This is a genomic window from Acetivibrio sp. MSJd-27 (assembly GCF_018918095.1).
Lineage (GTDB): Bacteria > Bacillota > Clostridia > UMGS1840 > HGM11507 > HGM11507.
This window is the reverse complement of record NZ_JAHLPV010000012.1, coordinates 24220-46496: the sequence shown is the minus strand read 5'-3', so window position 1 is coordinate 46496 and position 22277 is coordinate 24220. Positions and strand designations below refer to the sequence as shown.

Here is a 22277-nt window from a genome sequence, read left to right as displayed (position 1 = left end):
CATATATTTCTTTTTATTTCAATTAAAATCCATTAATTTAAAAGGTAAATTTTTTCTGGATTGCACAGTTCGATCAAAACCGCATGAAAATACTGTTTTTCGGTCTTTTTCAACCGATTTGACCATATAACATTTATAGGGTGATAACTATGATTCAGAATGATATTTTAAAGATGGCTGAATATTCTGGTATCGCCTATCAAGCGATTCAACCCGAATGTTCAAATATTCGTCTTAAAGTCATTGATGATCCTGAGACAGATATACAGTGCATTCTCCGTCAAAAGGGAAATACATTGTGTATTTCATTTCGTGGGACAGATTCTTTAAAAGATTTCATCACCGATGTTCAATTCTGGAAAAAGAAAATTCCCTATGACAATCATAATTCAAGAATTCGGGTACATTCAGGTTTTATTGAACGTTATAAAAAACGGCAAATTCGAGATTGTATTCGATTCTGTATCACAGAGAATATTGAAAAAATACAGTTGACAGGCCATTCTTATGGAGCGGCTCTGGCAGTCTTATGTGCTGTTGATTTACAATATCATTTTCCCAAAAAAGATTATGAAGTTTTTTTATTTGGCTGTCCCCGGGTGGGGAATCGCGCCTTTGCTTCTTCCTATAACAAACGTATTTTTAAAACGCTGCGTTTCGAAAACGGAAACGATCTTGTTACGAAAATTCCTTTCTGCCTGCTTGGATACTGCCATGTCGGAACAAAAGTTCATATCGGCAGAAAACGAATCGCTGGTATTTATTCTATTGGCCAGCATTTTTGTCAGAAGTACTATGCCGGACTCTTAGGATTCGAACAATAAAAATACTGTAATTCTATTTTTTCTAACATTAAGCAACTAAATCTGTTATTGTTTTGAAGACCAATTTTCCGTACCTATATATAGCTATATATCATAATTGCGTATAGTTATCTCCGTGCTTTTTTCTTTCATTAGAAAAAATTTGCAGCTCTGATTTTAGAATTCAAACAAATGCAGGATATATTGGATCTGATATTCTAGGACTTAATCACTCCGGCAGAAGGGTATATGCCACGAAAAAAGCAACATGCAATGTGATTTTTTATCAGGTGAACTATTTAGTTATTTTTTTAAGATAATCCATTGAATTTCCAAAGATTCTCTGATATAATGATCACAAACAATATGAAAAGGAGTTGCTTAAAATGGCATATGTAAAACTGGATGTCAATGCTGTTAAGAAATTTTGCGCAGATGTATTTGAAAAAAGGGGTTTTTCAAAAGAGGAGAGCGACGATATCGTCGATGTTTTGTCCACAGCGGATCTTTACGGTATTGAATCGCATGGGGTTCAGCGTTTGATTCGTTATCACAAAGCAATTGATGAAGGTTCTATCATTCCGGGCGTGGAACCTTCATTGATACATAAAACGCCAATCTCAGCTGTATTCGACGCACCAAAATCAATGGGACAGGTTATGGGAAAAATGGGAATGAATATGGCGATTGATATGGCAAAAGAACATGGAATCGGCGCAGTGGTTGTAAGGGGTTCCAACCATTACGGAATTGCTGGTTATTATACAAAAATGGCCGCCGATAATGATATGCTTGGAATCTGTATGACAAACACGGAGGCAATCGCAATTCCCACCTATGGCAAAAAAGCAATGCTGGGAACCAGCCCTATTGCTGTTTGTATGCCTGCGGATCCAGTAGACTTCTGGTATGATGTTTCAACGACCGTCGTAACCCGAGGCAAGCTGGAGGTATACAACAAAAAAGAAGCTCCCCTCCCGCAGGGATGGGCAGCAGATGAGAACGGAAAAGATTGCAGTGAAGCGGATAGAGTTCTCAAAAATATTATCGGCAAACTGGGCGGAGGCATTTTCCCGTTAGGTGGGGCAGATGAATTAACCGGTTCTCATAAAGGTTATGGCTTGGGTGTTATTGTGGAGATCTTTACTTCTATCTTCTCCGGCGGAACCACTTCTCCACATGTGAAAAACAGTGGAAACGCTGACACTTCCTTCTGTTTCTGGGCAATTGATTATGGAATCTTTGGCGATAAAAAGGAAATCAAAGCAAGAATGTCTACCCTTCTCCAAGAATTGCGGGAAAGTCCGAAAGCAGATGGTCACGATCGTATTTATACTCATGGTGAAAAAGAAATGGAATCTCAGGCTGACAAACTGAAAAACGGTATTCCGGTAAACGATAAAACAGTTGCTGAAATGAAGGGGATTGGCCAGCAGTTGGGTCTCGATTTCGACAGCTATTTTAAAGCTTAAAAAATTTTTAAGAATAAAATGAAAACGGCCGCGGCACTGTTAAAAACAGTCCCCGCGGCTTTGTTTTATAAAAATATAAAAAAGTTTTTTCTTCTGAAAAACGCAGCCGCGCTTCGCACGCTGTTTTTTGAAACATGCAATTGTGCACGAGTCCGCGCAATTTGCTATGTTATAAAAAACGGCTTTTGCAAAGCAAAAGCCGCCAGAAAAACGTTTCAACCTTACGAAACGGAGAATAGTAATCCATCACTTGCTTATAATCGTAACTCGCTCGCTTTCAAAAGCGAAATTATATTTTTAGGTAACAGTATTTTTACACTGTGTCCTGCACTATTCTAAATCTTCCAGAACTCTTATCTGTGCTTCTACAATACTGCGGATTTTCGCTTTGTACGCATTGTAATCCTGAATCAGCGTTTCATGCTTTCCCCTGATATCCGTAATTTCTTTTTGTGCCTGCAACAAAACTTCCTTGGCTTTGTTTTCAGCTTCTTTCATCAAATTTTCCGCATTTAGCTGTGCGGTACGCTTTACTTCCTCGGCGATATTATTTGCCGTGACAATTGTATTCTGTAAGGCGGCCTCCATATTTTTATATTCCTTAATCGCCTCGGTCAGCATATTGATTTTATCCTTCAGCGCAATGTTATCTCGGTATATTTTATCAAATTCGCTTTTTGCGAGCGATAAAAAATCGTCCACCTCATCCTTGTTATAACCATTAAACGCATTTTTGAATTCTTTATTGTCAAAATCAATCGGCGTTAGCATTAAAATAAGCCCCCTGTTCCACTGTCACTATATATATTTTTTCATCACAATAATATAACGATCCTTCCTGCTCTTCCCTGTTACTTGATCAAATTCCGCCTTTCCATATCCTTTTGCAGAAAGAATGTCACCGCCTTTTAAAATATGGCTGACATTATCAATCATTTCATAATTCACAAAAACCCGCTGTTGTTGAATCAGCTTCACTGCACTGGATCTCGAAATTCCAAAAGCAACTGCGCATATCGTATCCAATCGAAGAGAAACTACTGTATCGCGTATGATTTTTTGCTTTCTTTCCGGTGCAGTGAGAACTCTCGTATAATAATCAACCTGAATATTACGGTTTCCGATTTTTTCTAAATGAAAAAGAATATACTGCGCAACATCATCACTGACTATTATTTTAACTGTCTCATCTATGAGAATATCCCCAATCTTCTCCCTTTTGAGCCCGAGTCCCATGAGGGACCCGAGAATATCCCGATGAGAAAAAGAGGAAATTTCTCTTGCCTTCCCTTCCAAAATAGAAATCGGGAATTCATTCCATTCCGGTATTCTTTCATAAAAAGCGGCCATTTGCCGTTCTGCAGCCTGATAACCTCCGTACAACAGCAACGAAACAGGTAACTCGGGTTCTATACGCTTTAATAGCATTTGTTGCCTTGGATCGAGAAAACCGCAGTATGTGGTATATCCTTTTTTCTCGGTAGAAGAAATCCGATCAATTATCTTTGAAAAAAACAGCCTATCCTCACTGCCACTGGCAGATTTTAGTATTTTTTCACGATCAAACATATCACAATGCTATAACAAGCAGACGCTGAACCATTACAATCAGCGCAAACAAAATAATCGGTGAAAAGTCAATCATAAATCCGCCCGGCATAAGCCTTCTGAGGACTCGCCGGATCGGCTCCAAAAAAGGATAGTTAAATTTTGTAACAAGATAATAAAACTTTGTGTTCTGAATCGGCGGAATCCAGGACATAAGACACTCAATAACAACCATGAATTCCAGAAACCGAAAAAACAAAGAAAGGATTAATACAACTGTCCGCATAAAAACTCCCTAAATTAATTGTTGAACGGAAAAACAATTTTATTTTTGATTTCATTCTTGAAATCGCCTCCCATAATACCAACATTATAAGGAGCAATCAAGAAAATTCTGTCTGCAATTTTCTGAATATTTCCGTCGAGAGCATAAACAGATCCGGAAAGAAAATCAATAATCCTCTTAGCGATAGACATTTCCACATTCTCCAAATTGATGACAACCGGTTTTTTTGCCTTCAAATGATCTGCAATCTCTCTTGCATTTTCAAAAGAATCCGGATTATGTACAACCACTTTTAGCTGGGTTGTTGTATGAATATTTACGATTTTCCCTTTCTTTCCTGAACTGGAAGACGGGGTATAATCGGTATTGACTTCTTTGATTGGATTTAACTCTTCCTGCTCTTCCAAATTTTCATCTTCTTCTGCAAGGCCGACAAAGGTCATTGCTTTTTTAAAAAAGTTTGCCATTTTAAACACCCTCCACTTTTATTTCTCTTTTTCCGAACAGTGCTGTCCCGATTCTTACAATATTAGCGCCTTCTAAAATAGCGTAGTAGTAATCAAGGGACATACCCATGGACAGATAGTCCATATTTATATTATCTATTTTTTTGTCCCTTATGTCAACAAAAATTTGATATAATTTATAAAATATTGATCTTTGTGTCTTCTCATCGGTAAAAACAGGAGGAATCGCCATTAATCCCCGGATAGATACATTTTGAAAAGAAGCTGCCTCATATAAAAATTCTTCCAGCCTTTCAGGCATCAAACCAAATTTAGAAGCTTCTTTGCAAACATTTAATTCAATAAGGCAATCCATCTTTCTCCCGTGTTTTTCCGCCTGCATATCTATCTCGCGAAGCAGTTTGATAGAATCCACGGATTCTATCATATCTACCTTGTCTGCAACATATTTCACTTTATTGGTCTGCAGATGGCCAATCAGATGGAATGAAATGTTTTTTTCTTTTAGACGGTCATACTTTTCGAGAAATTCCTGAACTCTGTTTTCTCCGATTGCCTTAATGCCGCAGTTTAGCGCTTCCGAAATTTTTTCACAGTCAATTGTTTTTGTCACGCCAAGAAACAGGATGTCCTTCGGATCCCTTCCGGCAACAAAACAAGCCTGCTCTATCCTTTCAAGGATATAACGGTAATTTTCAGAAACTTGGCTCATAAAACCATCTCCTATGTTGAATAGCCTTTTATTATTTTATCTTCATAAACTTTTTCCGGTTCCAAAATGATCAAATCGTAAAGCACGATTCCCGAAGAATCCCCAACTTCCGAAGACGCTTCTTTTTCAGAAAGAATAAAGTTTTTATCTTCATATACCTTTTTGACAGGACGGAATTTTGCCACACCGCTGCGGATGACAAATACGCCTTCCTCACCGTCTACTATCGTCAACGCTTGCTGTGGAATACGGAAACCGCTGCAATCCTTTTTAATCAGCTCAAATTCCACATTTCTGGCTTCAAACAGTCCTTCTATGTAATCGGCTGAGCTGATTGTTACCGCATATTTTTCATCCTCCGGTTCAGAAATGGAAGAAATGGTGCCACGCACAGCCACTGCTGATAACCCGGGTATACGAATTTTCACGGAACTCCCTACTTTTAGCTGACCGAGTTCTTCCTGCGTAAAAATTCCAGAAATATACCATCTGAAATTATTGATCACTTTACAAAATGGCTGATTTGCCACAACACCTGATTTTGTTTCCGGTTTCATAGACATGATAGACTTTAAGTCAGAAGCTTTTAAATCTTTCACATTTTTGTGATTGATCACATTTTCAAAGCCATCTATTTTAGTGGAAAAAATTCCTGTCTGTGTGTTATAATACTGCTTTTTTTCATAGCTGATGGAGTTCTCAATCGCCGAGATCTCATTTTTCAGCTGTTCTATATTTTTTGTCTCCAGGGATTCTTTCCCGCTTTGAGCATTGATGTAATCAATCCGGGAAATGATATCATTTTTATATTTATAAACATTACTGTAATCAAATTCGTCAGTCTCCACTGCCAGGCTGTTGGATATTGTTGAAACTTCTTTTTTCGCCATAGCTGGATCGCTGGGCATATTTACTTTATTATTCAACCGCGTTTCCGATTGCTTAATATTGTTGTTTGCCACCATCAGTTTATCTTTTGTAGCAGCATCTATACTTCCCTTGTATACGGTTGCGATCTTAACCTTGCTGACAATCCTCTGCCCATCAGGATACATAAAAAGAGCCTCTCCATCGCTGGAAGATGTGAAGAGTTCCTCGTCAAACGCAAGAATCCCTGCCTTGCTTATTTTATCCTCGACACTGTCAAGCATCGCCGTGGAAGTTTTAAGAGAGCCGTTTTGAAGGGATAAAAAGGAGATCAGAAAAATTGCAGCAATTCCCAGCAGAAGCACTACAAAAAACTGATTTTTTTTTCTGTTTTTTTTTCTTACATTCTTGTTTGCCTGATTCTCATTCACTTTTCATCAGCCCCAAGCTTAATTTTCCGGATTCTGTGAAAGGATATTTTCAAGTGGCTTGGAAGGTACAATACTTGCCACAGCATGTTTATATACCATACTCTGCTTTCCGTCACTCTCCAGAATAATTGTGTAATTATCAAAACCGCGCACAGATCCCTTTAACTGGAAGCCATTGACAAGAAAAATAGAGACATTTACCCTTTCTCTTCTTGCCAAATTTAAAAATACATCCTGCAAATTCATATTTGTCTTCATGATGACACTCCATTCCGCCGTTTTACGGCTGTTTCTTCTTATTATTTATGAATAAATTCATTTAACTGCCCTGTTACTCGCTCTGTAAGCCGAGGTTTCGAAGAATCGAACCATTGAATCCGCTTGTCCCGCTTAAACCAAGTCAACTGTCGTTTCGCGTAACGCCTGGATTCCTGTTTGATCATCTCTATCGCTTTTTCCAATGGCATTCTATCCTGCAGACACCAGATTAGTTCCTTATAGCCAATCCCCTGCATAGATTGATACGAATCATCAAGCCCCATGGATAAAAGCTTTTTTACCTCTTCCTGTAAACCGTTCTCCATCATTCTATCAACACGCTGATTAATTTTTTCATATAAAACAGTCCTGTCCATGGTAAGACCAATGTAAAACAAATCATAAGGCGAAGGAAGCATTTTGGAGCGCCTGATATGTTCACTCATCGGAACTCCGGTAGTGCGGAATACTTCAATCGCCCGGACGGTTCTCTTCACATCATTATAATGTATTTTTTCCGCACTGTCATAATCAATTTCTTCCAATATTTTATGAAGAGCCTGATTGCCGTTTTTCTTTGCATATTGATTTAGCTCTCTGCGGATATTTTCATCATTCTCTGTCTCAGAGAATGCAATGTTATCAATAACGGAATTGATAAAAAGGCCTGTGCCTCCTACGATGATTGGAATCTTTCCTTTGCTCTGTATCTCTTCAATAGCTTTTTTTGCAAGATCGGTATATTGCTTTACGCTGAATTCCTCAAAGGGAGAAACTTCGTCGATCAAATGATGAACAACGCCATCCATTTCCTCCGCTGTAGGTTTCGCAGATCCAACATCCATATAGCGGTAAATCTGCATAGAATCTGCTGAAATAATTTCCGTATTTAGTTGTTTTGCCAGCTGAATGGACAGACTGGTCTTCCCCGAAGCAGTTGGTCCCGCTACAACGATTAACTGATTCATTTGTCACACTCTCTTAAACTGTTTCTCGATAAAGTACTGATCAAACGTAACAAAAAGCGGCCGTCCATGAGGACACGTGTTTTTTTCCTGTAAAACAAAAACATCATTCACCAGCTTTTCCATTTCGAGAATGCTGAGCTTTTTATTCGCCTTAATGGATTTTTTGCAGGCTATCGTATAAAGCGCCCTTTCCTGTTTTGAAGCTATGGGCTCTTTTTTATAGCTGTCCAGCATATCACATAGTTCGATCAAAATATCCTGAATATTTTCTCTTTCATAATCAAATGGAACCGCCCGTACAAGGATACAGTTGTTTCCGAAATCCTCAATATCAAAACCGCATTGTTTAAAAAAATCTAAATTTTCCAGAGCACATTCATATTCCGCAGGAGTAAGTCTTGCAGTGTATGGAACCAGCAGCAAAGAACTCATTGTCTGGCTGTTTTTCAGATTTTCAACAATTTTGTCATAATTCAGCCTTTCATGGGCCGCATGCTGATCGAGCAACATCATTTTTTTCTCTTTTTCAATCACAATGTAGGTATCAAATATCTGACCTACAATACGGTAGTCTATCTTAAATTCATTTTTTTCTTCCCCGTGTTCTGTCACCTTCTGGACAAAGTCACGGTGATCTTCACGGATTTTCGGTTTGAACGCTTTAAACTCCGTGGTATCAGCCTCCAGAAACGGCTCACTGACTTCTGTAAGATGAAGGGTATTTGGAGCAGAGTTCTCCTCTTTAAAGATAACGGATTCTTTCTGCCGATGTATTTCATTCTCCATTTTTTCAGGGATTTGAAATGAAAAAGCTTTGTTTTCAAACTGAGGCGAAGAAAAGGTTCTATCCTCATAGTCCTCTCTTGCCGAAACAACCAGTTCTTTTACCTGATAAGCTTCCGAAACTGCCTGGCAGATGCTGCCGTATATGCTTCTCTCATCTGTAAATTTCACTTCCGCCTTAGTGGGATGAACATTGACGTCTACCTTGTCATAATCCACGCCGATATTCAGCAGGACGAATGGATATTTTCCGACGGTAGCCTTTTCCTTTGCAGCCTCGTCCACTGCGGCATAAAAAATTTTATTGCGGACACAGCGATCATTGACAAAAAAAGTCTGTTGTTTTCGGTTTGGCCGCAAAATATTTTCATTTCCTACAAAGCCGATAATCTGAATTCCGTTTGATTCATAATGCACTTCATTTAAGTTAGAGGCAACCTCTTTGGAATAGATGGTCGCGATATTATTCAGCTGATTGCCGTCTCCCGCAGAAAAGAGCTGTTCTCTTCCGTCTTTTAACAATCGGAAGGAGATAAAAGGCTTGGATAATATCAGCTTTTCTACTGTTTCCCGAATCACGGCAGCCTCCGTCGCATCCTTCTTCAAAAACTTCATTCTGGCAGGTGTGTTGTAAAATAAATCCGTAACTGTAATTGTCGTTCCCTTAGGAGCGCCGATTTCCTCTTCCAAAACAATCTTGCCTGCCTCCAAGATCAAATGAAAGCCGGATATATCCTCTTCCCTTTTGGTTATCAGATCAATTTTGGATACCGCTGCAATACTGGCTAGCGCTTCGCCCCGGAATCCCATAGTGGCGATATAGCTTAAATCGTCCTTTGTCCGAATCTTACTGGTCGCATGACGCAAAAAAGCATTCTTGGCATCTTCCGGCTCCATCCCGTCACCGTTGTCAGTGACTTTAATGAAAGTTTTTCCTCCGTCTGCGATCTCTATGCTGATGCGGGTTGCATGCGCATCGATCGAGTTTTCTATAAACTCTTTCACAGCGGAAGATGGACGTTCCACAACTTCTCCGGCCGCGATCATATTCGCAATCAAACTATCCAGTACTTTAATTTTTGCCATACAATTCACCTTCTATTCCATCCGCAAAGATTTTCTTCTGCCAGCACTTTGCGTTTTCCGCTTCAAAGCCACGCTTCTTCCGCATTTTCCTTCAACCTATATTTTTTGCCATTTTTGAAAATTCAAATAGTTTATTGAGTGCTTCAATCGGGGTTAATGTGGTGACATCTAATTTTTGGAGTTCTTTAATAATTTCATTGTCGTACATTTGAGTGAGATCCAGTTGTTCTTCTTCTGTCTCTTCTTTTTTCACTTTTGAGGCATCGAATGTGATTTCATTCAATTCCAGCACTTTGACAACCTCTTTTGCACGCCTGATAACCTCACTGGGAACCCCTGCGATCTTAGCAACCTGTATTCCGAAACTGTCATCAGTGCCGCCATCCACAATCTTACGGAGAAACGTGATGTCATCCCCGCGTTTTTTAACCGCAATGCTGTAATTTTTAACACCCTTCAGCCGTTCTTCCAGCACAGTTAACTCATGGTAATGGGTGGCAAACAGGGTTTTCGCACCGATTTTTTTCGTAATGTATTCCACCACAGACCAGGCAATGGAAAGACCATCAAAGGTACTGGTCCCGCGTCCAATTTCATCCAGAATAAGCAAACTGTTTTCCGTAGCGTTTTTTAGAATATTGGATACCTCGTTCATCTCCACCATAAAAGTAGACTGACCGCTGGCCAGATCATCCGATGCGCCAACCCTTGTGAAAATCTTATCCACAATGGTAATCGCAGCACTGTCAGCCGGCACAAAGCTCCCTAAATGAGCCATCAGCACAATCAATGCAACCTGCCGCATATAGGTAGATTTTCCCGCCATATTCGGTCCTGTGATAATCGCAAAATTATCACTGCTTAGATTCAGCAGAGTGCCATTCGGTACAAAAAGCGAATCGGTCAGCATTTTTTCCACTACGGGATGCCTTCCGTTTTTGATGGAAATAATGCCGTCGTTGGTTATGATAGGCTTTGTATAGTTGTTTTTATAAGCCACGTTGGCAAGGGACTGCAAAAAGTCCAGTTTTGCAACCGCCCGAGCTGTCTTTTGAATCCGAAGCATATTGTCATAGACCACATCACGAACCTGACAGAATATTTCATATTCGAGAGCGACACTCTTTTCTTCCGCCCCCAACACAACGTTTTCAATTTCCTTCAGTTTCGGAGTAATGTAACGCTCACAATTTGCCAAAGTCTGCTTTCGAATAAAATAATCAGGAACCAAATTCTGATAGGATTTTGTCACCTCCAGAAAATAGCCAAATACCTTGTTATATCCCACTTTCAGATTTTTAATTCCCGTTTTTTCTTTCTCTTCCTGCTCGACCTGAGCGATCCAATCTTTCCCCTCGCGCATCGCTCGTCTGAGTTCGGTAAGTCCGTCATGATAACCATCCTTGATAATACCGCCTTCTCTAACAGTAAAAGGCGGATCGTCAACAATTGCCATGTCCAGAATAGAAGTCACATCCTCCAGCGGATCCAGCTCACAGCATATCTGCTGAAGCATCTTTGCCTGACTTTGTATAATCGTCTCTTTCAGCGCAGGAATACATTTCAAAGAATTTTTTAGGCTAACCAAATCCCGGCCGTTCGCACTTTTAAAGGATATTTTGGAAGCCAGCCGTTCGATATCGTTCACACCAGACAATGTCTCACGGATACCGTCCCGCATAAAATGACCGGAAAATAACTCATCTACCGCATTCAGCCTTTCGTTAATTAGGTTGTAGGAAGCAAGCGGACGATCGATAAAATGCCGGAGAAGCCGTGCCCCCATAGAAGTTCTCGTATCGTCCAAAACCCACAGAAGGGAGCCCTTTTTCTTTTTTTCACGCATGGTTTCTGTTAATTCCAAATTCCGTTTGGTGGAGAGATCGATCTCCATAAACAGGCTGTCATTAACACATTCTACATCATTGATGTGCTTCAGTTCATTCTTCTGCGTGTCCTCCAGATAGTCCAGCAATGCGTAGAGCGCTAAAACCGTTTCAGCCGACTGAGCAATTCCTTTCTCAGAAATCAGCTTTTTTCCAAAACGGCCTTCTACCGCCGCAACAGCTTTATCAAACTGATAAAAGCTGTCATCCTTGATATCAATTGTTGTGACAAAGCGCTGGCGGATTTCCTCCATCATTTTTTGATTGGATGCCATCTTTGCATTGACTAGAATCTCAGAAGGCGAGAATTTGGAAATCTCCGAGTAAAGCTTATTTAAGTCATCTCCTACAATAATCGGACTGATCGTCAATTCGCCTGTTGTGACGTCTGCAAAGATAATACAGGTAAAAACATCTTCACGATACATGGAAGCAAGGTAATTGTTTTTTGTCTCATCCAGCATTTTTGGATCGGTTACCGTTCCAGGTGTGACCACACGGATAATATCGCGTTTCACAATTCCCTTTGCTGTGCTGGGATCTTCCAGCTGTTCGCAAATTGCAACCTTATATCCTTTTGCCACCAGCTTTGCAATATACCCATCCATCGCATGATATGGGACACCGCACATAGGAGCTCTTTCCGGAAGGCCGCAGTCACGCCCGGTTAAGGTGAGTTCAAGTTCTCTGGAAGCGGTGATCGCATCGTCAAAGAACATCTCATAAAAGTCACCCAACCGATAGAACAGGATACAATCCTGATTGTTTATCTTGATATTCAAGTATTGCTTCATCATCGGTGTGATGCTGGATTCAAGAAGTTCATTCAAATCATACTTTGGCAAGATTTTCCACCCTTTTTTCAGATTTGCTTTTTCTGCCAAATTAATGGCATCCGGAACAGGAGCTGCAAGAACTGCAGCCGCCGGAAGCACAACCGCCCTGATTGCCCAAAATGGTATCTGAAATCGTTTTATAAACACTTTGTTCCAGTTCATTAAATTTATCCAAGGCTTTGACATAGGTGCTGATCACCGTGTTTTCCAAAAGTTTTCCGTAAGATTTTTCAAGCTGAAGCCGCAGCTCGCCCATCTGCTCATCGGAAAGTTCTTCCTTCTGCATTCTCTGTGCAATCTGATTTCTTTCTTCATTATATGCATCGATCAATTTGACGGCTTCTTCATCCTTCGACTGAATTTCCCCCGCCAAAACAACATTGCGGTATTCGGGTGTTTCACGGATCAGTTTTCCCAGTTCTTCTGCTCTTTTCAAAATTTCCATTTCAATCTCCTCCAAATTTTTGTGTTGAAAAATTATTTTACTACACTTCTTCACCGATTAAGGCCCATGTCTGTGCTTTGGTGATTTTAACAGGGACAATCTGTCCAGGTTTGGCTGTTTTAGCCTCAAAATTGACAATTTTATTGCCCTCTGTTCTTCCCGCCATCATTTCCGGATTATTTTTACTTACTCCATCTACCAGAATCGCAACGGTTTTCCCGACATAGGCATCATTTTTCTTTTTTGAAATTTGATTTTGCAAATCTACCAAGGTTTGAAAATTTTTCTGTTTTTCCTCACGGCTTAAAACATCCTCCATCTTCGCCGCAGGAGTTCCCTCCCTTGGAGAGAAAATAAAGGTATACAAGCTGTCAAATTCCACCTGTCTGATGACGTCCAGCGTATCAAGAAATTCCTCGTTTGTCTCCCCAGGAAAACCGACTATCACATCACTGGTGAGCGTGATATTCGGCATCGCCTTTTTCACTTTGTCAATAATGGACAAATAATGTTCCTTTGTATATTTCCGGTTCATCCTTTGAAGAACACGATTGTTTCCCGCCTGAAAAGGCAAATGCAGATACTCGCAGACATTCTCACACTCTGCCATTGTCTCAATCAGCTTGTCCGAAATATCCTTGGGATGGGAGGTCATAAATTTAATGCGCTTAATCCCCTCAATGCGGTTGATCTCCCCTAAAAGATCCGCAAAGTCAATCCCGCTGTCCAAGTCATTTCCATAAGAATTCACATTCTGCCCCAACAGTGTAATTTCCCGGTACCCGTCCTGTACTAGCTGCGCACATTCCCTCAGGATATCTTCTTTGTCTCTGCTGCGCTCTCTTCCGCGCACATAGGGAACAATACAGTAAGAGCAAAAGTTGTTGCAGCCATACATAATGGATACTCCTGCTTTATAAGGATCTTCCCGCTTCTGCGGAATTCCTTCCACCAAATATCCATCGGAATCCTCCACTGCAATGACACGGTGCTGCTGTTCCAATGTCTCATACAGAATTTGAGGAAACTTATGAAGAGTATGGGTTCCAAACACCATGTCGACATGTTTGTACTTGCTCTTCAAACGCTCAACCACTTGTTCCTCCTGTATCATGCAGCCGCAGATACCAATCAATAAGTCTTCTTTTTTTCTTTTTAAATGTTTCAGTGCTCCAAGATTTCCAAACACCCTGTCTTCCGCTCCGGCTCGCACTGCACAGGTATTGTACAGAATAAGATCAGATTTTTCCGGTTCATTTCCCAATTCATATCCCATTGACAAAAGCATACCTTTCAGTTTTTCCGAATCATTTTCATTCTGCGCACAGCCAAATGTTTGCACACAAGCGGTTGGAATCTTTTTTGACTTTCCAATATATTCCTTAATTTGTTTTATATAATTTTTCTGAATCTCCATGTCTTTTTCTAAAACAACAATTTTTTCACGATTGCTCAATCATATCACCCATCTAAATTAATATTTTTATTTTATCATAACCGCTTTTAAAGTACAAGCTTTTTTCCCCTATTTATAACAAGATAAAAACGCTTTTGCAAAGTAAAAGTCCTCCTAAAAGTTTTCGATGTCCTCCATTTACTCATAAAGTGGTATCCAATCGCTTGCAGAAGCGGAGAACGGTGTAATAGATATGTCCTGCAGTAAAAAAGAAACATCCCTATAGAAAGAATGTTTCTCTATTTTTCGTCATTGACTCTTTCGATATTGGGTTGCAGGAAGCTTGATTTTATACTTTACAGCCAGCATCCGTATTGCAAAGACAAACAGCGCACAGCCATAGTAACTGACATTATAGTCACCCCAATAGCGGGTATAATAAAATAGTGTTGCTCCGATAATAGATGGGATTGCATAGAGCTCCTTCTTAAAAATATAAGGTTCCGTTCGGCTCAAAACATCCCGCATCAGGCCACCCCCAACCCCCGTCAATACGCCTACGGCGATAACCAAAAAAGGATTTTTAGGCCAATAATCGGCAGCTGTCTGAACGCCAAGCATTGTGTAAAGCCCAAGGCCGATTGCATCAAACAATTCAATCCAATAGGCAATGCGGTTAAAAATATGGCGTTTTACCTTGTTGTCCAAAAATTGAAAATACAGAAAAGTGATCACAGCTGAAATCAAACCGGCGATCACATAGCTTGGGTGAACAAATGCAGCCGGAGGAATTTTGCCGATGATCAAGTCGCGCATCAGACCACCGCCAACCGTAGTAATAACAGCAAGTGTTATCACCCCAAATAAGTCGTACCGTTTCCGTATGGCAAGAAAAGCGCCTGAGAAACCAAAAGCAATTGCAGCCAGCATTTCAAATATAAAAGTGATTTCCTCCCTGTCCATTGTCTTTATCCCTCCGCTTATAGAATCCTCAATATTTTTACTATAACAAATTTGAATGATAAAATCAATTATTTTCATTTCTGTTTTGAGTCATATAAAGAAAGACGACCTCATATATTTATAGAGAATTAACGAAATTGGAGGTCGATCGCATTGAAAGGTAATATCGAAGAGAGGGCCGTTATGCTGGCTCAGTACATTATCGAAAAAAATTCTACCGTTCGAGACGCTGCCAAACAATTTGGTGTCAGTAAAAGTACAGTACATAAAGATATTGCAGAACGATTATATAAAATCAACCGAGATTTATTCAACCAAGCGCGGACTGTTCTTGATAAGAATAAGGCAGAGCGCCATATAAGAGGCGGTCTTGCCACAAAAGAAAAACATTTCCACAAGGTTTAAACTTAAGAACCGGCTCAATGTGCGTTAGGCTCTTTCATATTTAAGCCATTCTGCCTCCCTTTCGTTCGGATACAGAAAAGGAGGCTTTTTCTATTGTAATAATTTTTTTCTGCGCTTGCAATATAAATGTTTTTCTTATATAATGTTAAAGAAAATATGCGCTGTATCCGATTGGAACAGCAGCAGGAGGAATATTTATGATAAAAAGAAATGAAAGAATTCTTGGCATGGCTCAATTATCCATGTTCACAGCAATCATCGTTATTTTGGCATTTACACCGATGATCGGTTATATCCCATTGGGAATAACACGGGTTACTATTATTCACATTCCCGTTATCCTCGGTTCCATTTTACTGGGACCGAAAAAGGGAGCTTTTTTAGGATTTGTATTCGGATTGACAAGCCTTATTATGAATACACTCAATCCAACCGCTACCTCTTTCGTTTTCACTCCATTCGGTACAATTGGAAGCACACAGGGAAATTTTTCAAGTCTCCTGATCTGTTTTATTCCCCGTATTCTCGTTGGAATTATTCCGTTCTGGGTGAATTATTTTTTTGAAAAACGCCGTTGGAATAAATACATTGGTTACGGTTTCTCGACTATATTAGGTTCCATGACGAATACCATATTGGTCATGAATATGATCTATTTGTTTTTCTCTGACAGCTATGCCGCAGCGACAAATAAAAATGTAAGTATTCTCTATGATGCAATTTTATATGTTATTTCCTTCAATGGTGTTTTGGAGGCTGTTGTTGCAGCTCTTATTGTAACTCCAATTGCCGCCGCTTTAATTGTTGCTCTAAAGAGAAAAAAATGAAGGTGTTTATATGGTTTTAACAGCAGATATCGGAAACTCCAACATTGTTTTTGCTGCCGTTTCTGAAAAAAAAGTGGAATTTGTTGCCCGTGTTGCAACTGTATTACAGCGAACCCATGAAGAATATGCAGTGTATCTAAAAAATATTCTTTTCTCCCGTAGAATAAGTATCAGTAAAATAGAAGGGGCAATCATTTCCTCTGTCAGCCCCGCCTTGTCCGGGATCATTCACAAAGCGATTGAAAAAGCAGCGGGGATTAATGCGTTGCTGGTCGGTCCAGGCATTAAAACCGGTTTAAAGATTCTGGTGGAAAATCCAGCTCAGCTGGGAAGCGACAGAGTGGTTGACGCCGTCGCAGCAGTGACCTGCTATAATGCTCCCGTTATGGTTATTGACATGGGAACAGCAACAACAATGTCGGTTATTGACAAATCCAGTTCTTTTTTAGGAGGTATGATCGTGCCCGGAATTAAAATATCTGTGGAGGCGCTGGCGCAAAACACCTCTCAGCTTCCTCATATCGCCTTAGAAAAGCCGGATTACGTGATCGGAAAAAACACTGTGGAATGTATGGAAAGCGGCCTGATATACGGCAATGCTTCCTTGGTAGATGGTATGATACAGCGCGTAGAGGAGGAATTGGGAAGCAAAGTAACTCCAGTGGCTACCGGCGGACTCTCCAAATTTATTGTACCTCATTGCAAAAATAAAATTATATATGATGAACATTTACTATTGAAAGGACTCTATATTCTTTTTCAAAAAAATAATATTTAAAAAGGAGAATTTGTTATGAATGGATTGATTCTGTTTTACATTATCTTTCTGGGCCTCTATCTTATCGTTGGGTTAGCCGGCTATCTGCTCAAAGGGCTTGGAATGTACGGCATCGCAAAACAGCAAAATTTGTCTTATGCCTGGCTGGCTTTTATTCCAGTCGCATCCAACTATCTTCAGGGCCGCCTCGCCGGAGAATCTCTCAAAATAGGGAAAAAGGAGTGGAAGAATCCTGGTCTCTGGATGTTGCTGATACCCATCATTTTTTACGCTGTCTTCTTCACCGTTTACATTATTTTCATTATTTCTATAGCACTTCAAGGATCCGCCGATTATTTGGATAAATCCCCTGCTGCCGTGCAGGCACTGATAAGCGGAATGATTGGATTTATCGTAATTATTATGCTGCTTGCTATAATCGGCGGAACCGCTGTCAATCTGATAACGGGACTGGTCCGCTATAACATACATAAAAGATATCAGGATGACAATAAAGCTTTACTTCATATGCTTCTGGGTATGTTTGTTCCGCTTTATCAAAGCATTTATTTTTTCATTCTTCGAAATAAAATTCCAATAGATATGCAAACTGCTTCTGAAGAGGAAATGTTTTCTGAATAAAATGAGAAAAAGACCCTGAAAATCAGGGCCTTTTTCTCATCTTTCGGAAATATTCCTTATTTTGAAGATAGGCAGCATCATGGGGCTTCACCTCTCCCGCCTTATCGTTATAGCGCTCAGCACTTTGCAGATCTCCCATTTTGTCATAACAAACGCAAAGCTGTATATAGGGAATATAATCATAGCAATCCAGCATTACGAATCCGCCGGATGTTTCATTTTTCACACAGGCCGCTGCAAGCTCGTACCAAAATATCGCTGTTTTATATTCTTCCAACTCAAAAAAGTAATTGCCGATTCCACAACATATTTCCGCTCTGGGCGTATCAAAAATGAAGCTTTTAAAAAGGGAACAAAGCCGTTGTTCGGTATCCCCTATTTTTTCATAACAGGCTGATAGCTGCATGCAGGCTTCAATATTGTTTTCGAGCCAGCCCCTTTTTTCGTTCAGAAAATTTTCAAGCATGGCAATGGAGTCCTGATACCGCTCGTGATAGAACAGTTCCCGCCCGTAATAAAACTGTTGGCGGGGATTTAACTCCTTCCCATCTGCAAGAAGTTTTTCAAATATTCTGATATTTCTCTGCGGATCTCCCGGACGCATCTTTTTATGGGAAACAGCCGCTTCTGAATAAAGGATCTTTCCTCTTGGAGCAATCACCTCATGGACAGCACCTTCCCATATAAAACCTGCAGCCCGTCTTAAAATACGCTCGCGGTAATAGGAAAAAGTCGGATTATTTTTTTCATCAAATGCTACATGATATTTCATCATAATCACATCCTCAGAGCCATCCAAACTTTTTTTCATTTTTCGAAACAGTTCTCTGTCCGTTTGTGTCAGGATATCATCCGCATCAAGCCACATACAGTAATCCATTGTTGCTTTTGAAAAAGCAAAGTTCCTGGCAGCGGAAAAATCGTCAATCCACGGAAAGTCATAGATATGATTTGTATATCTTTCTGCAATTGCTTTGGTATTATCGAGGGAACCGGTATCAACTATAATAATCTCATCTACCAAATCGCTGATACTGTCAAGACAGCGCGCCAGCACCTCCTCTTCATCCCTTATAATCATACAAAGGCTAATTGTCTGCATAATATCTCCTTCTCATCATATAGGATAATTTAATATATGAAAGAAAAGTGAAAAAAGTGTTAAATCCCCTCCACTTCTGCAATCCGGAAGGCCGATTGCAGAAAATGCTGCTGTAAGGGTATGAAAAATGAAGAAGTATTTTTAGGAAAACGAAGAAATCGTCATGGAATTCTCAAAACTCCATGACGATTTCTTCACTCTTTCATAGGAAGCATTTCCCGTATACTACTTAATTTCCATAATTTTAATTTTATCCGCTTTTAATTTCGTTTCGCTGATAACAACATCCCGGATTTTCGCCACATCGGTAGGATTCAATCCTTCTGTCAGCACAGCTACTGTAATGGAATCCTCTGATATATAAGCGCTGACATTTGCAAACCCTTTTCCCTTCAGAATATTTTCTACCGCTCCCTCCTTTTCAATATTTTGCGCTGTTTGTATCATTTTCTGCTGAGCCTGTTTTTTCTCCTCGGCGCTTGCACTTGGATTATCTGTCACCTGCTTCAGCAGAGCAACTGATTCACTCCTTGTCTTTTCTTTGCTTAACTTTGTCTCATTAAAATAATCATTTTTTGCTCCATCCATATTGGTCACAAACTTTGCCTCACCATAATTTATGTTATCTTCGTTTTCCGCTTCATGCCCTATGCCGGACACCATTTGCCCATCTTCCTGCGGCGATTCTCCCAGATACACAAAATTCAAATATCCCGCCACAACCAGCAAGGCTACCAAAGTCACCGTCACAATTTGTCTTTTTTTAAATATCATCATAGCATGTTACTCCTTTTCAATTTAAAATCACCTCAATTTTATGAGCGTCGACGCCCAATGCAGATTTCACCGCATTATAAATTTTATATTTTAAGGCTGTTTCTTCCGTCCCCTGCACAATGACTGTCACCCCCTTGATGCCGGGACTGATTTGCCTTACGACAACAGGTTTTTCATCCCCATTTTGCCTGGTAATCACCATTTTATTGTCTGTATTTTCCTGCACGTTTCCCTCCTCTTTTTTGGCGAAATCCTCTTTATAATCATAGGCATATTCCAGTTTTCCATCATCCTCATAAGAAATCAGAACATACGCTTTGGAGACGCCGGGAATATGCGTAAGCATCTTTTCAATTTCTTTTGATTCAATTCTCTCTGCTGCGGAGGAGACAGTTTTTTCCGCTGAATTGGGTTTCGCAGAAGAAAAAGAACTTCCGAACAGAAGAAGAACGATTCCGATAAGCGCAATGACTACAATGGGCATGAAATGGTTCTTTTTGATTTTTTCTGAGAAAGTCCGCAAGCTTTCCTGTATATTCTTTCTTTCCATTCGTACCTCCCTAATAGAATGAAATGATTTTATCATCTATTTTTAATTCCTCTGTGAGAATTTTTTGCGCCCGGCGCGTATCCTCCGTCCGCTGCAGTTTAAGCGAAACTGAAGTCAAATGAAAGTCCTTATCGAGCGTTACATCAATCTCCGGAACAGAAATTTCTTTTTGCGTCAATGCTGTGATGATTTTTTCCTCGATTCTCTGCTTCACATCCTGAAAAAGATCAATTGTAATTCCCTGTTGTACTTCCTCTGCCGCATCCGCCTCGTTCAGCAGGGAGAAATCCAGTGAAATATTTTTGATTCCTGTAAAGGCATTTATCATGACCAGAAGCATAACAAGCCCCAAAATACTCCTCACATATTTTTTAAAGGTCCCTTCCAGCATAAGCATATCCGCCAGCACAGCAAGAAAGGAGATACCGATCAGTATTTTAAAACAAAGAGAAATGTTTTCCATTTTGTCACCTTCTAAAGTAAAAGTACAGTGTTTGCTGTTCCAATGGTTATGGCAATGGACAAGATAAAGACAACTGCCATGCAAAGTATACAGATGCCGATCAGACTGATGTTGTCTGCAATGCTGTTAAGCAGTGTGCAGAAACGCTCATCACTGACTGGCTGGCATACTGCGGCGGTCAGCCGGAAAATAAATACCACCATAAAGATTTTGATGACAGGAACCAGGCAAAGCAGAATAATACCGATGATTCCCGCCATACCCGTAGTGTTTTTAATCAGCATAACCGATCCGCCGATGGATTCCAAAGCCTCTGCCAACGTTCCCCCAACCAGTGGTATAAAAGTGTTGACAGCATATTTTGCACCTTTGAGCTTCACCGCATCTATGGAACTGCCCGCAATACTTTGTACTGTGATAATCCCCACAAAGATGGTAAGGGAAAATATCAGAACCCATTTGATGACTTTATGTAATAAATCCCCAAAAAGCTTTAATCTCGCAGTCTCTGAAAAATGATCGGTGATGATGAGCGCGAAGCTGAACAGAATCATTGGAAAAAGAAACTGATGGATAATAATGACCAGTACCTGGGAGGCGACAAATATCGTCGGTTGCACCAAAGCAGCCTGTGTCAACCCACCTCCTGCAGCGATCACAGAAAAAAGAATAGGGATCAATCCTTTTACAGACACATCCAAAGTTGTCATTGTATTTTGCGCTAAATCCGCCATATTGTAAAAAACCGTGATACAAACACCGCACACCATAGCATAACATGCCATCAGCGCCGCATTGGATACGGTCTGGCCATTCTTTTTCAGCTGCATCGACTGAAGAATTCCAAATAAAAGAATTGGTAATATCAGCTTTGTCAGAACCTTTGCCGCTTCATATATTTCCCCTAAAAGCAGCTGGACAAACCGTTTTAGAATACTCTGAATGCGAAATGTCTCCGGTTCCTCTGTCAGTTGCCGCGAAATGTCATAGAAGCTGAAGGTTTCACCGCTGTCTATTTTTTTTAAAGCATCATAAGCTTGATTTTCCAAATTTTCCTGTGCTTGTGTTTTTTCACTTGCCTGAACATTAAAAAAAAGAAAGCCCAGAAGCAAAAAAACAAAAAGACTCTTTTGTATTTTTCCCATTTTATCACCTGTACTTTTCGTTTAGAACAGCGCAATGATCAATTTGAATAAGGATTCGATGATTGGAAGCGCCATAAAAAATATAATGCTCTTTCCTGCCAGTTCCACCTTTTTGGCAATGGCCGATTCCCCTGCATCCTCCAAAACAGCGCTGGCATACTCGCTCAGATACGCGATTGAAACTACCTTAATGATAATCCCCAAGTAAGATAGATCTACGCCGCCCAGACCGGCGATTGCTTTGATTTGAACAAATACATCCTTTAGCATATTGAATATCATTGTAAAAATCAAAACAGAAGTCACTATGGTAACAGCCAGTGCAAATTCCTGATTGCTTTTTTTTAAAAGTATGCTGAGCATGGCACTGCAGAATGCAATTCCTATAATCTTGAACAAAAG

At 40.1% G+C, this 22277-nt stretch carries 25 protein-coding genes; 6 read left to right on the top strand and 19 right to left on the bottom strand.

Annotated features, from left to right (window positions below; genetic code table 11):
• Positions 1–149: 149 nt before the first annotated feature.
• Entirely contained in the window at positions 150–824 is a 675-nt protein-coding gene (locus KQI32_RS06165; RefSeq protein WP_216424329.1) for a lipase family protein, read from the top strand.
• Between the two features lie 365 nt (positions 825–1189).
• Positions 1190–2275 (top strand): Ldh family oxidoreductase, encoded by a 1086-nt coding sequence (locus tag KQI32_RS06160; protein WP_216424328.1) that lies wholly within the window; start codon positions 1190–1192, stop codon positions 2273–2275.
• 330 nt (positions 2276–2605) lie between these two features.
• On the opposite strand, the gene KQI32_RS06155 is transcribed toward KQI32_RS06160, so the two are convergent.
• The 13 genes from KQI32_RS06155 to KQI32_RS06095 form a co-directional block, all read right to left on the bottom strand.
• Positions 2606–3046, bottom strand: a complete 441-nt coding sequence (locus tag KQI32_RS06155; protein WP_177691557.1) for a DivIVA domain-containing protein — start codon at positions 3044–3046, stop codon at positions 2606–2608.
• Between the two features lie 27 nt (positions 3047–3073).
• Positions 3074–3844: an RNA-binding protein gene (locus KQI32_RS06150; protein WP_216424327.1), complete on the bottom strand. Its 771-nt coding sequence runs from the start codon at positions 3842–3844 to the stop codon at positions 3074–3076.
• A 1-nt stretch (position 3845) separates the two neighbouring features.
• On the bottom strand, positions 3846–4109 hold the full coding sequence (locus tag KQI32_RS06145; protein ID WP_177691559.1) for a YggT family protein: 264 nt from the start codon (positions 4107–4109) through the stop codon (positions 3846–3848).
• Between the two features lie 14 nt (positions 4110–4123).
• Positions 4124–4576, bottom strand: coding sequence for a cell division protein SepF (locus KQI32_RS06140; protein ID WP_177691560.1), 453 nt, complete (start codon positions 4574–4576; stop codon positions 4124–4126).
• Position 4577: 1 nt separating this feature from the next.
• Positions 4578–5288: a YggS family pyridoxal phosphate-dependent enzyme gene (locus KQI32_RS06135; RefSeq protein ID WP_177691561.1), complete on the bottom strand. Its 711-nt coding sequence runs from the start codon at positions 5286–5288 to the stop codon at positions 4578–4580.
• Between the two features lie 11 nt (positions 5289–5299).
• Positions 5300–6586 carry an HlyD family efflux transporter periplasmic adaptor subunit gene (locus KQI32_RS06130; protein WP_177691562.1) on the bottom strand — a complete coding sequence of 429 codons (1287 nt, stop codon included), beginning with the start codon at positions 6584–6586 and terminating at the stop codon, positions 5300–5302.
• An 18-nt stretch (positions 6587–6604) separates the two neighbouring features.
• Positions 6605–6847 carry an RNA chaperone Hfq gene (gene hfq / locus KQI32_RS06125; protein ID WP_177691597.1) on the bottom strand — a complete coding sequence of 81 codons (243 nt, stop codon included), beginning with the start codon at positions 6845–6847 and terminating at the stop codon, positions 6605–6607.
• 38 nt (positions 6848–6885) lie between these two features.
• Positions 6886–7812, bottom strand: coding sequence for a tRNA (adenosine(37)-N6)-dimethylallyltransferase MiaA (gene miaA, locus KQI32_RS06120; RefSeq protein WP_177691563.1), 927 nt, complete (start codon positions 7810–7812; stop codon positions 6886–6888).
• A 3-nt stretch (positions 7813–7815) separates the two neighbouring features.
• Positions 7816–9681 carry a DNA mismatch repair endonuclease MutL gene (gene mutL, locus KQI32_RS06115; protein ID WP_216424326.1) on the bottom strand — a complete coding sequence of 622 codons (1866 nt, stop codon included), beginning with the start codon at positions 9679–9681 and terminating at the stop codon, positions 7816–7818.
• Positions 9682–9772: 91 nt separating this feature from the next.
• Entirely contained in the window at positions 9773–12364 is a 2592-nt protein-coding gene (gene mutS, locus KQI32_RS06110; protein WP_216424346.1) for a DNA mismatch repair protein MutS, read from the bottom strand.
• A gap of 88 nt (positions 12365–12452) precedes the next feature.
• Positions 12453–12848, bottom strand: coding sequence for a YlbF family regulator (locus tag KQI32_RS06105; protein ID WP_177691565.1), 396 nt, complete (start codon positions 12846–12848; stop codon positions 12453–12455).
• 40 nt (positions 12849–12888) lie between these two features.
• Positions 12889–14265 carry a tRNA (N6-isopentenyl adenosine(37)-C2)-methylthiotransferase MiaB gene (gene miaB / locus KQI32_RS06100; protein WP_216424345.1) on the bottom strand — a complete coding sequence of 459 codons (1377 nt, stop codon included), beginning with the start codon at positions 14263–14265 and terminating at the stop codon, positions 12889–12891.
• 288 nt (positions 14266–14553) lie between these two features.
• Positions 14554–15207, bottom strand: a complete 654-nt coding sequence (locus KQI32_RS06095; RefSeq protein ID WP_177691566.1) for a trimeric intracellular cation channel family protein — start codon at positions 15205–15207, stop codon at positions 14554–14556.
• A gap of 153 nt (positions 15208–15360) precedes the next feature.
• On the opposite strand from KQI32_RS06095, the gene spoIIID reads away from it, so the two are divergent.
• The 4 genes from spoIIID to KQI32_RS06075 all read left to right on the top strand — a co-directional run bounded on the left by spoIIID (position 15361) and on the right by KQI32_RS06075 (position 17838).
• Positions 15361–15612: a sporulation transcriptional regulator SpoIIID gene (gene spoIIID, locus KQI32_RS06090; protein WP_177691567.1), complete on the top strand. Its 252-nt coding sequence runs from the start codon at positions 15361–15363 to the stop codon at positions 15610–15612.
• Positions 15613–15809: 197 nt separating this feature from the next.
• Positions 15810–16439: an ECF transporter S component gene (locus tag KQI32_RS06085; protein WP_216424325.1), complete on the top strand. Its 630-nt coding sequence runs from the start codon at positions 15810–15812 to the stop codon at positions 16437–16439.
• A 10-nt stretch (positions 16440–16449) separates the two neighbouring features.
• Positions 16450–17217: a type III pantothenate kinase gene (locus KQI32_RS06080; protein ID WP_216424324.1), complete on the top strand. Its 768-nt coding sequence runs from the start codon at positions 16450–16452 to the stop codon at positions 17215–17217.
• 15 nt (positions 17218–17232) lie between these two features.
• Positions 17233–17838, top strand: a complete 606-nt coding sequence (locus tag KQI32_RS06075; protein WP_177691570.1) for a hypothetical protein — start codon at positions 17233–17235, stop codon at positions 17836–17838.
• Positions 17839–17860: 22 nt separating this feature from the next.
• On the opposite strand, the gene KQI32_RS06070 is transcribed toward KQI32_RS06075, so the two are convergent.
• The 6 genes from KQI32_RS06070 to KQI32_RS06045 form a co-directional block, all read right to left on the bottom strand.
• Entirely contained in the window at positions 17861–18940 is a 1080-nt protein-coding gene (locus tag KQI32_RS06070; RefSeq protein WP_177691571.1) for a glycosyltransferase family 2 protein, read from the bottom strand.
• Between the two features lie 225 nt (positions 18941–19165).
• Entirely contained in the window at positions 19166–19717 is a 552-nt protein-coding gene (locus KQI32_RS06065; RefSeq protein ID WP_177691572.1) for a SpoIIIAH-like family protein, read from the bottom strand.
• A gap of 16 nt (positions 19718–19733) precedes the next feature.
• Positions 19734–20267: a hypothetical protein gene (locus KQI32_RS06060; RefSeq protein ID WP_177691573.1), complete on the bottom strand. Its 534-nt coding sequence runs from the start codon at positions 20265–20267 to the stop codon at positions 19734–19736.
• 10 nt (positions 20268–20277) lie between these two features.
• Entirely contained in the window at positions 20278–20730 is a 453-nt protein-coding gene (locus KQI32_RS06055) for a stage III sporulation protein AF (RefSeq protein ID WP_177691574.1), read from the bottom strand.
• Between the two features lie 11 nt (positions 20731–20741).
• On the bottom strand, positions 20742–21875 hold the full coding sequence (locus KQI32_RS06050; protein ID WP_216424323.1) for a stage III sporulation protein AE: 1134 nt from the start codon (positions 21873–21875) through the stop codon (positions 20742–20744).
• Positions 21876–21896: 21 nt separating this feature from the next.
• Positions 21897–22274 (bottom strand): SpoIIIAC/SpoIIIAD family protein, encoded by a 378-nt coding sequence (locus KQI32_RS06045; protein WP_216424322.1) that lies wholly within the window; start codon positions 22272–22274, stop codon positions 21897–21899.
• Between the last annotated feature and the right edge of the window lie 3 nt (positions 22275–22277).

Excerpts from the sequence above, each read along its gene's own strand:
- KQI32_RS06165 (WP_216424329.1), top strand. The coding sequence starts at position 150 with ATGATTCAGAATGATATTTTAAAGATGGCTGAATATTCTGGTATCGCC.
- KQI32_RS06160 (WP_216424328.1), top strand. The coding sequence starts at position 1,190 with ATGGCATATGTAAAACTGGATGTCAATGCTGTTAAGAAATTTTGCGCA.
- KQI32_RS06155 (WP_177691557.1), bottom strand. The coding sequence starts at position 3,046 with ATGCTAACGCCGATTGATTTTGACAATAAAGAATTCAAAAATGCGTTT.
- KQI32_RS06150 (WP_216424327.1), bottom strand. The coding sequence starts at position 3,844 with ATGTTTGATCGTGAAAAAATACTAAAATCTGCCAGTGGCAGTGAGGAT.
- KQI32_RS06145 (WP_177691559.1), bottom strand. The coding sequence starts at position 4,109 with ATGCGGACAGTTGTATTAATCCTTTCTTTGTTTTTTCGGTTTCTGGAA.
- KQI32_RS06140 (WP_177691560.1), bottom strand. The coding sequence starts at position 4,576 with ATGGCAAACTTTTTTAAAAAAGCAATGACCTTTGTCGGCCTTGCAGAA.
- KQI32_RS06135 (WP_177691561.1), bottom strand. The coding sequence starts at position 5,288 with ATGAGCCAAGTTTCTGAAAATTACCGTTATATCCTTGAAAGGATAGAG.
- miaA (WP_177691563.1), bottom strand. The coding sequence starts at position 7,812 with ATGAATCAGTTAATCGTTGTAGCGGGACCAACTGCTTCGGGGAAGACC.
- mutL (WP_216424326.1), bottom strand. The coding sequence starts at position 9,681 with ATGGCAAAAATTAAAGTACTGGATAGTTTGATTGCGAATATGATCGCG.
- mutS (WP_216424346.1), bottom strand. The coding sequence starts at position 12,364 with ATGATGAAGCAATACTTGAATATCAAGATAAACAATCAGGATTGTATC.
- KQI32_RS06105 (WP_177691565.1), bottom strand. The coding sequence starts at position 12,848 with ATGGAAATTTTGAAAAGAGCAGAAGAACTGGGAAAACTGATCCGTGAA.
- miaB (WP_216424345.1), bottom strand. The coding sequence starts at position 14,265 with ATGGAGATTCAGAAAAATTATATAAAACAAATTAAGGAATATATTGGA.
- KQI32_RS06095 (WP_177691566.1), bottom strand. The coding sequence starts at position 15,207 with ATGGACAGGGAGGAAATCACTTTTATATTTGAAATGCTGGCTGCAATT.
- KQI32_RS06085 (WP_216424325.1), top strand. The coding sequence starts at position 15,810 with ATGATAAAAAGAAATGAAAGAATTCTTGGCATGGCTCAATTATCCATG.
- KQI32_RS06080 (WP_216424324.1), top strand. The coding sequence starts at position 16,450 with ATGGTTTTAACAGCAGATATCGGAAACTCCAACATTGTTTTTGCTGCC.
- KQI32_RS06075 (WP_177691570.1), top strand. The coding sequence starts at position 17,233 with ATGAATGGATTGATTCTGTTTTACATTATCTTTCTGGGCCTCTATCTT.
- KQI32_RS06070 (WP_177691571.1), bottom strand. The coding sequence starts at position 18,940 with ATGCAGACAATTAGCCTTTGTATGATTATAAGGGATGAAGAGGAGGTG.
- KQI32_RS06065 (WP_177691572.1), bottom strand. The coding sequence starts at position 19,717 with ATGATGATATTTAAAAAAAGACAAATTGTGACGGTGACTTTGGTAGCC.
- KQI32_RS06060 (WP_177691573.1), bottom strand. The coding sequence starts at position 20,267 with ATGGAAAGAAAGAATATACAGGAAAGCTTGCGGACTTTCTCAGAAAAA.
- KQI32_RS06055 (WP_177691574.1), bottom strand. The coding sequence starts at position 20,730 with ATGGAAAACATTTCTCTTTGTTTTAAAATACTGATCGGTATCTCCTTT.
- KQI32_RS06050 (WP_216424323.1), bottom strand. The coding sequence starts at position 21,875 with ATGGGAAAAATACAAAAGAGTCTTTTTGTTTTTTTGCTTCTGGGCTTT.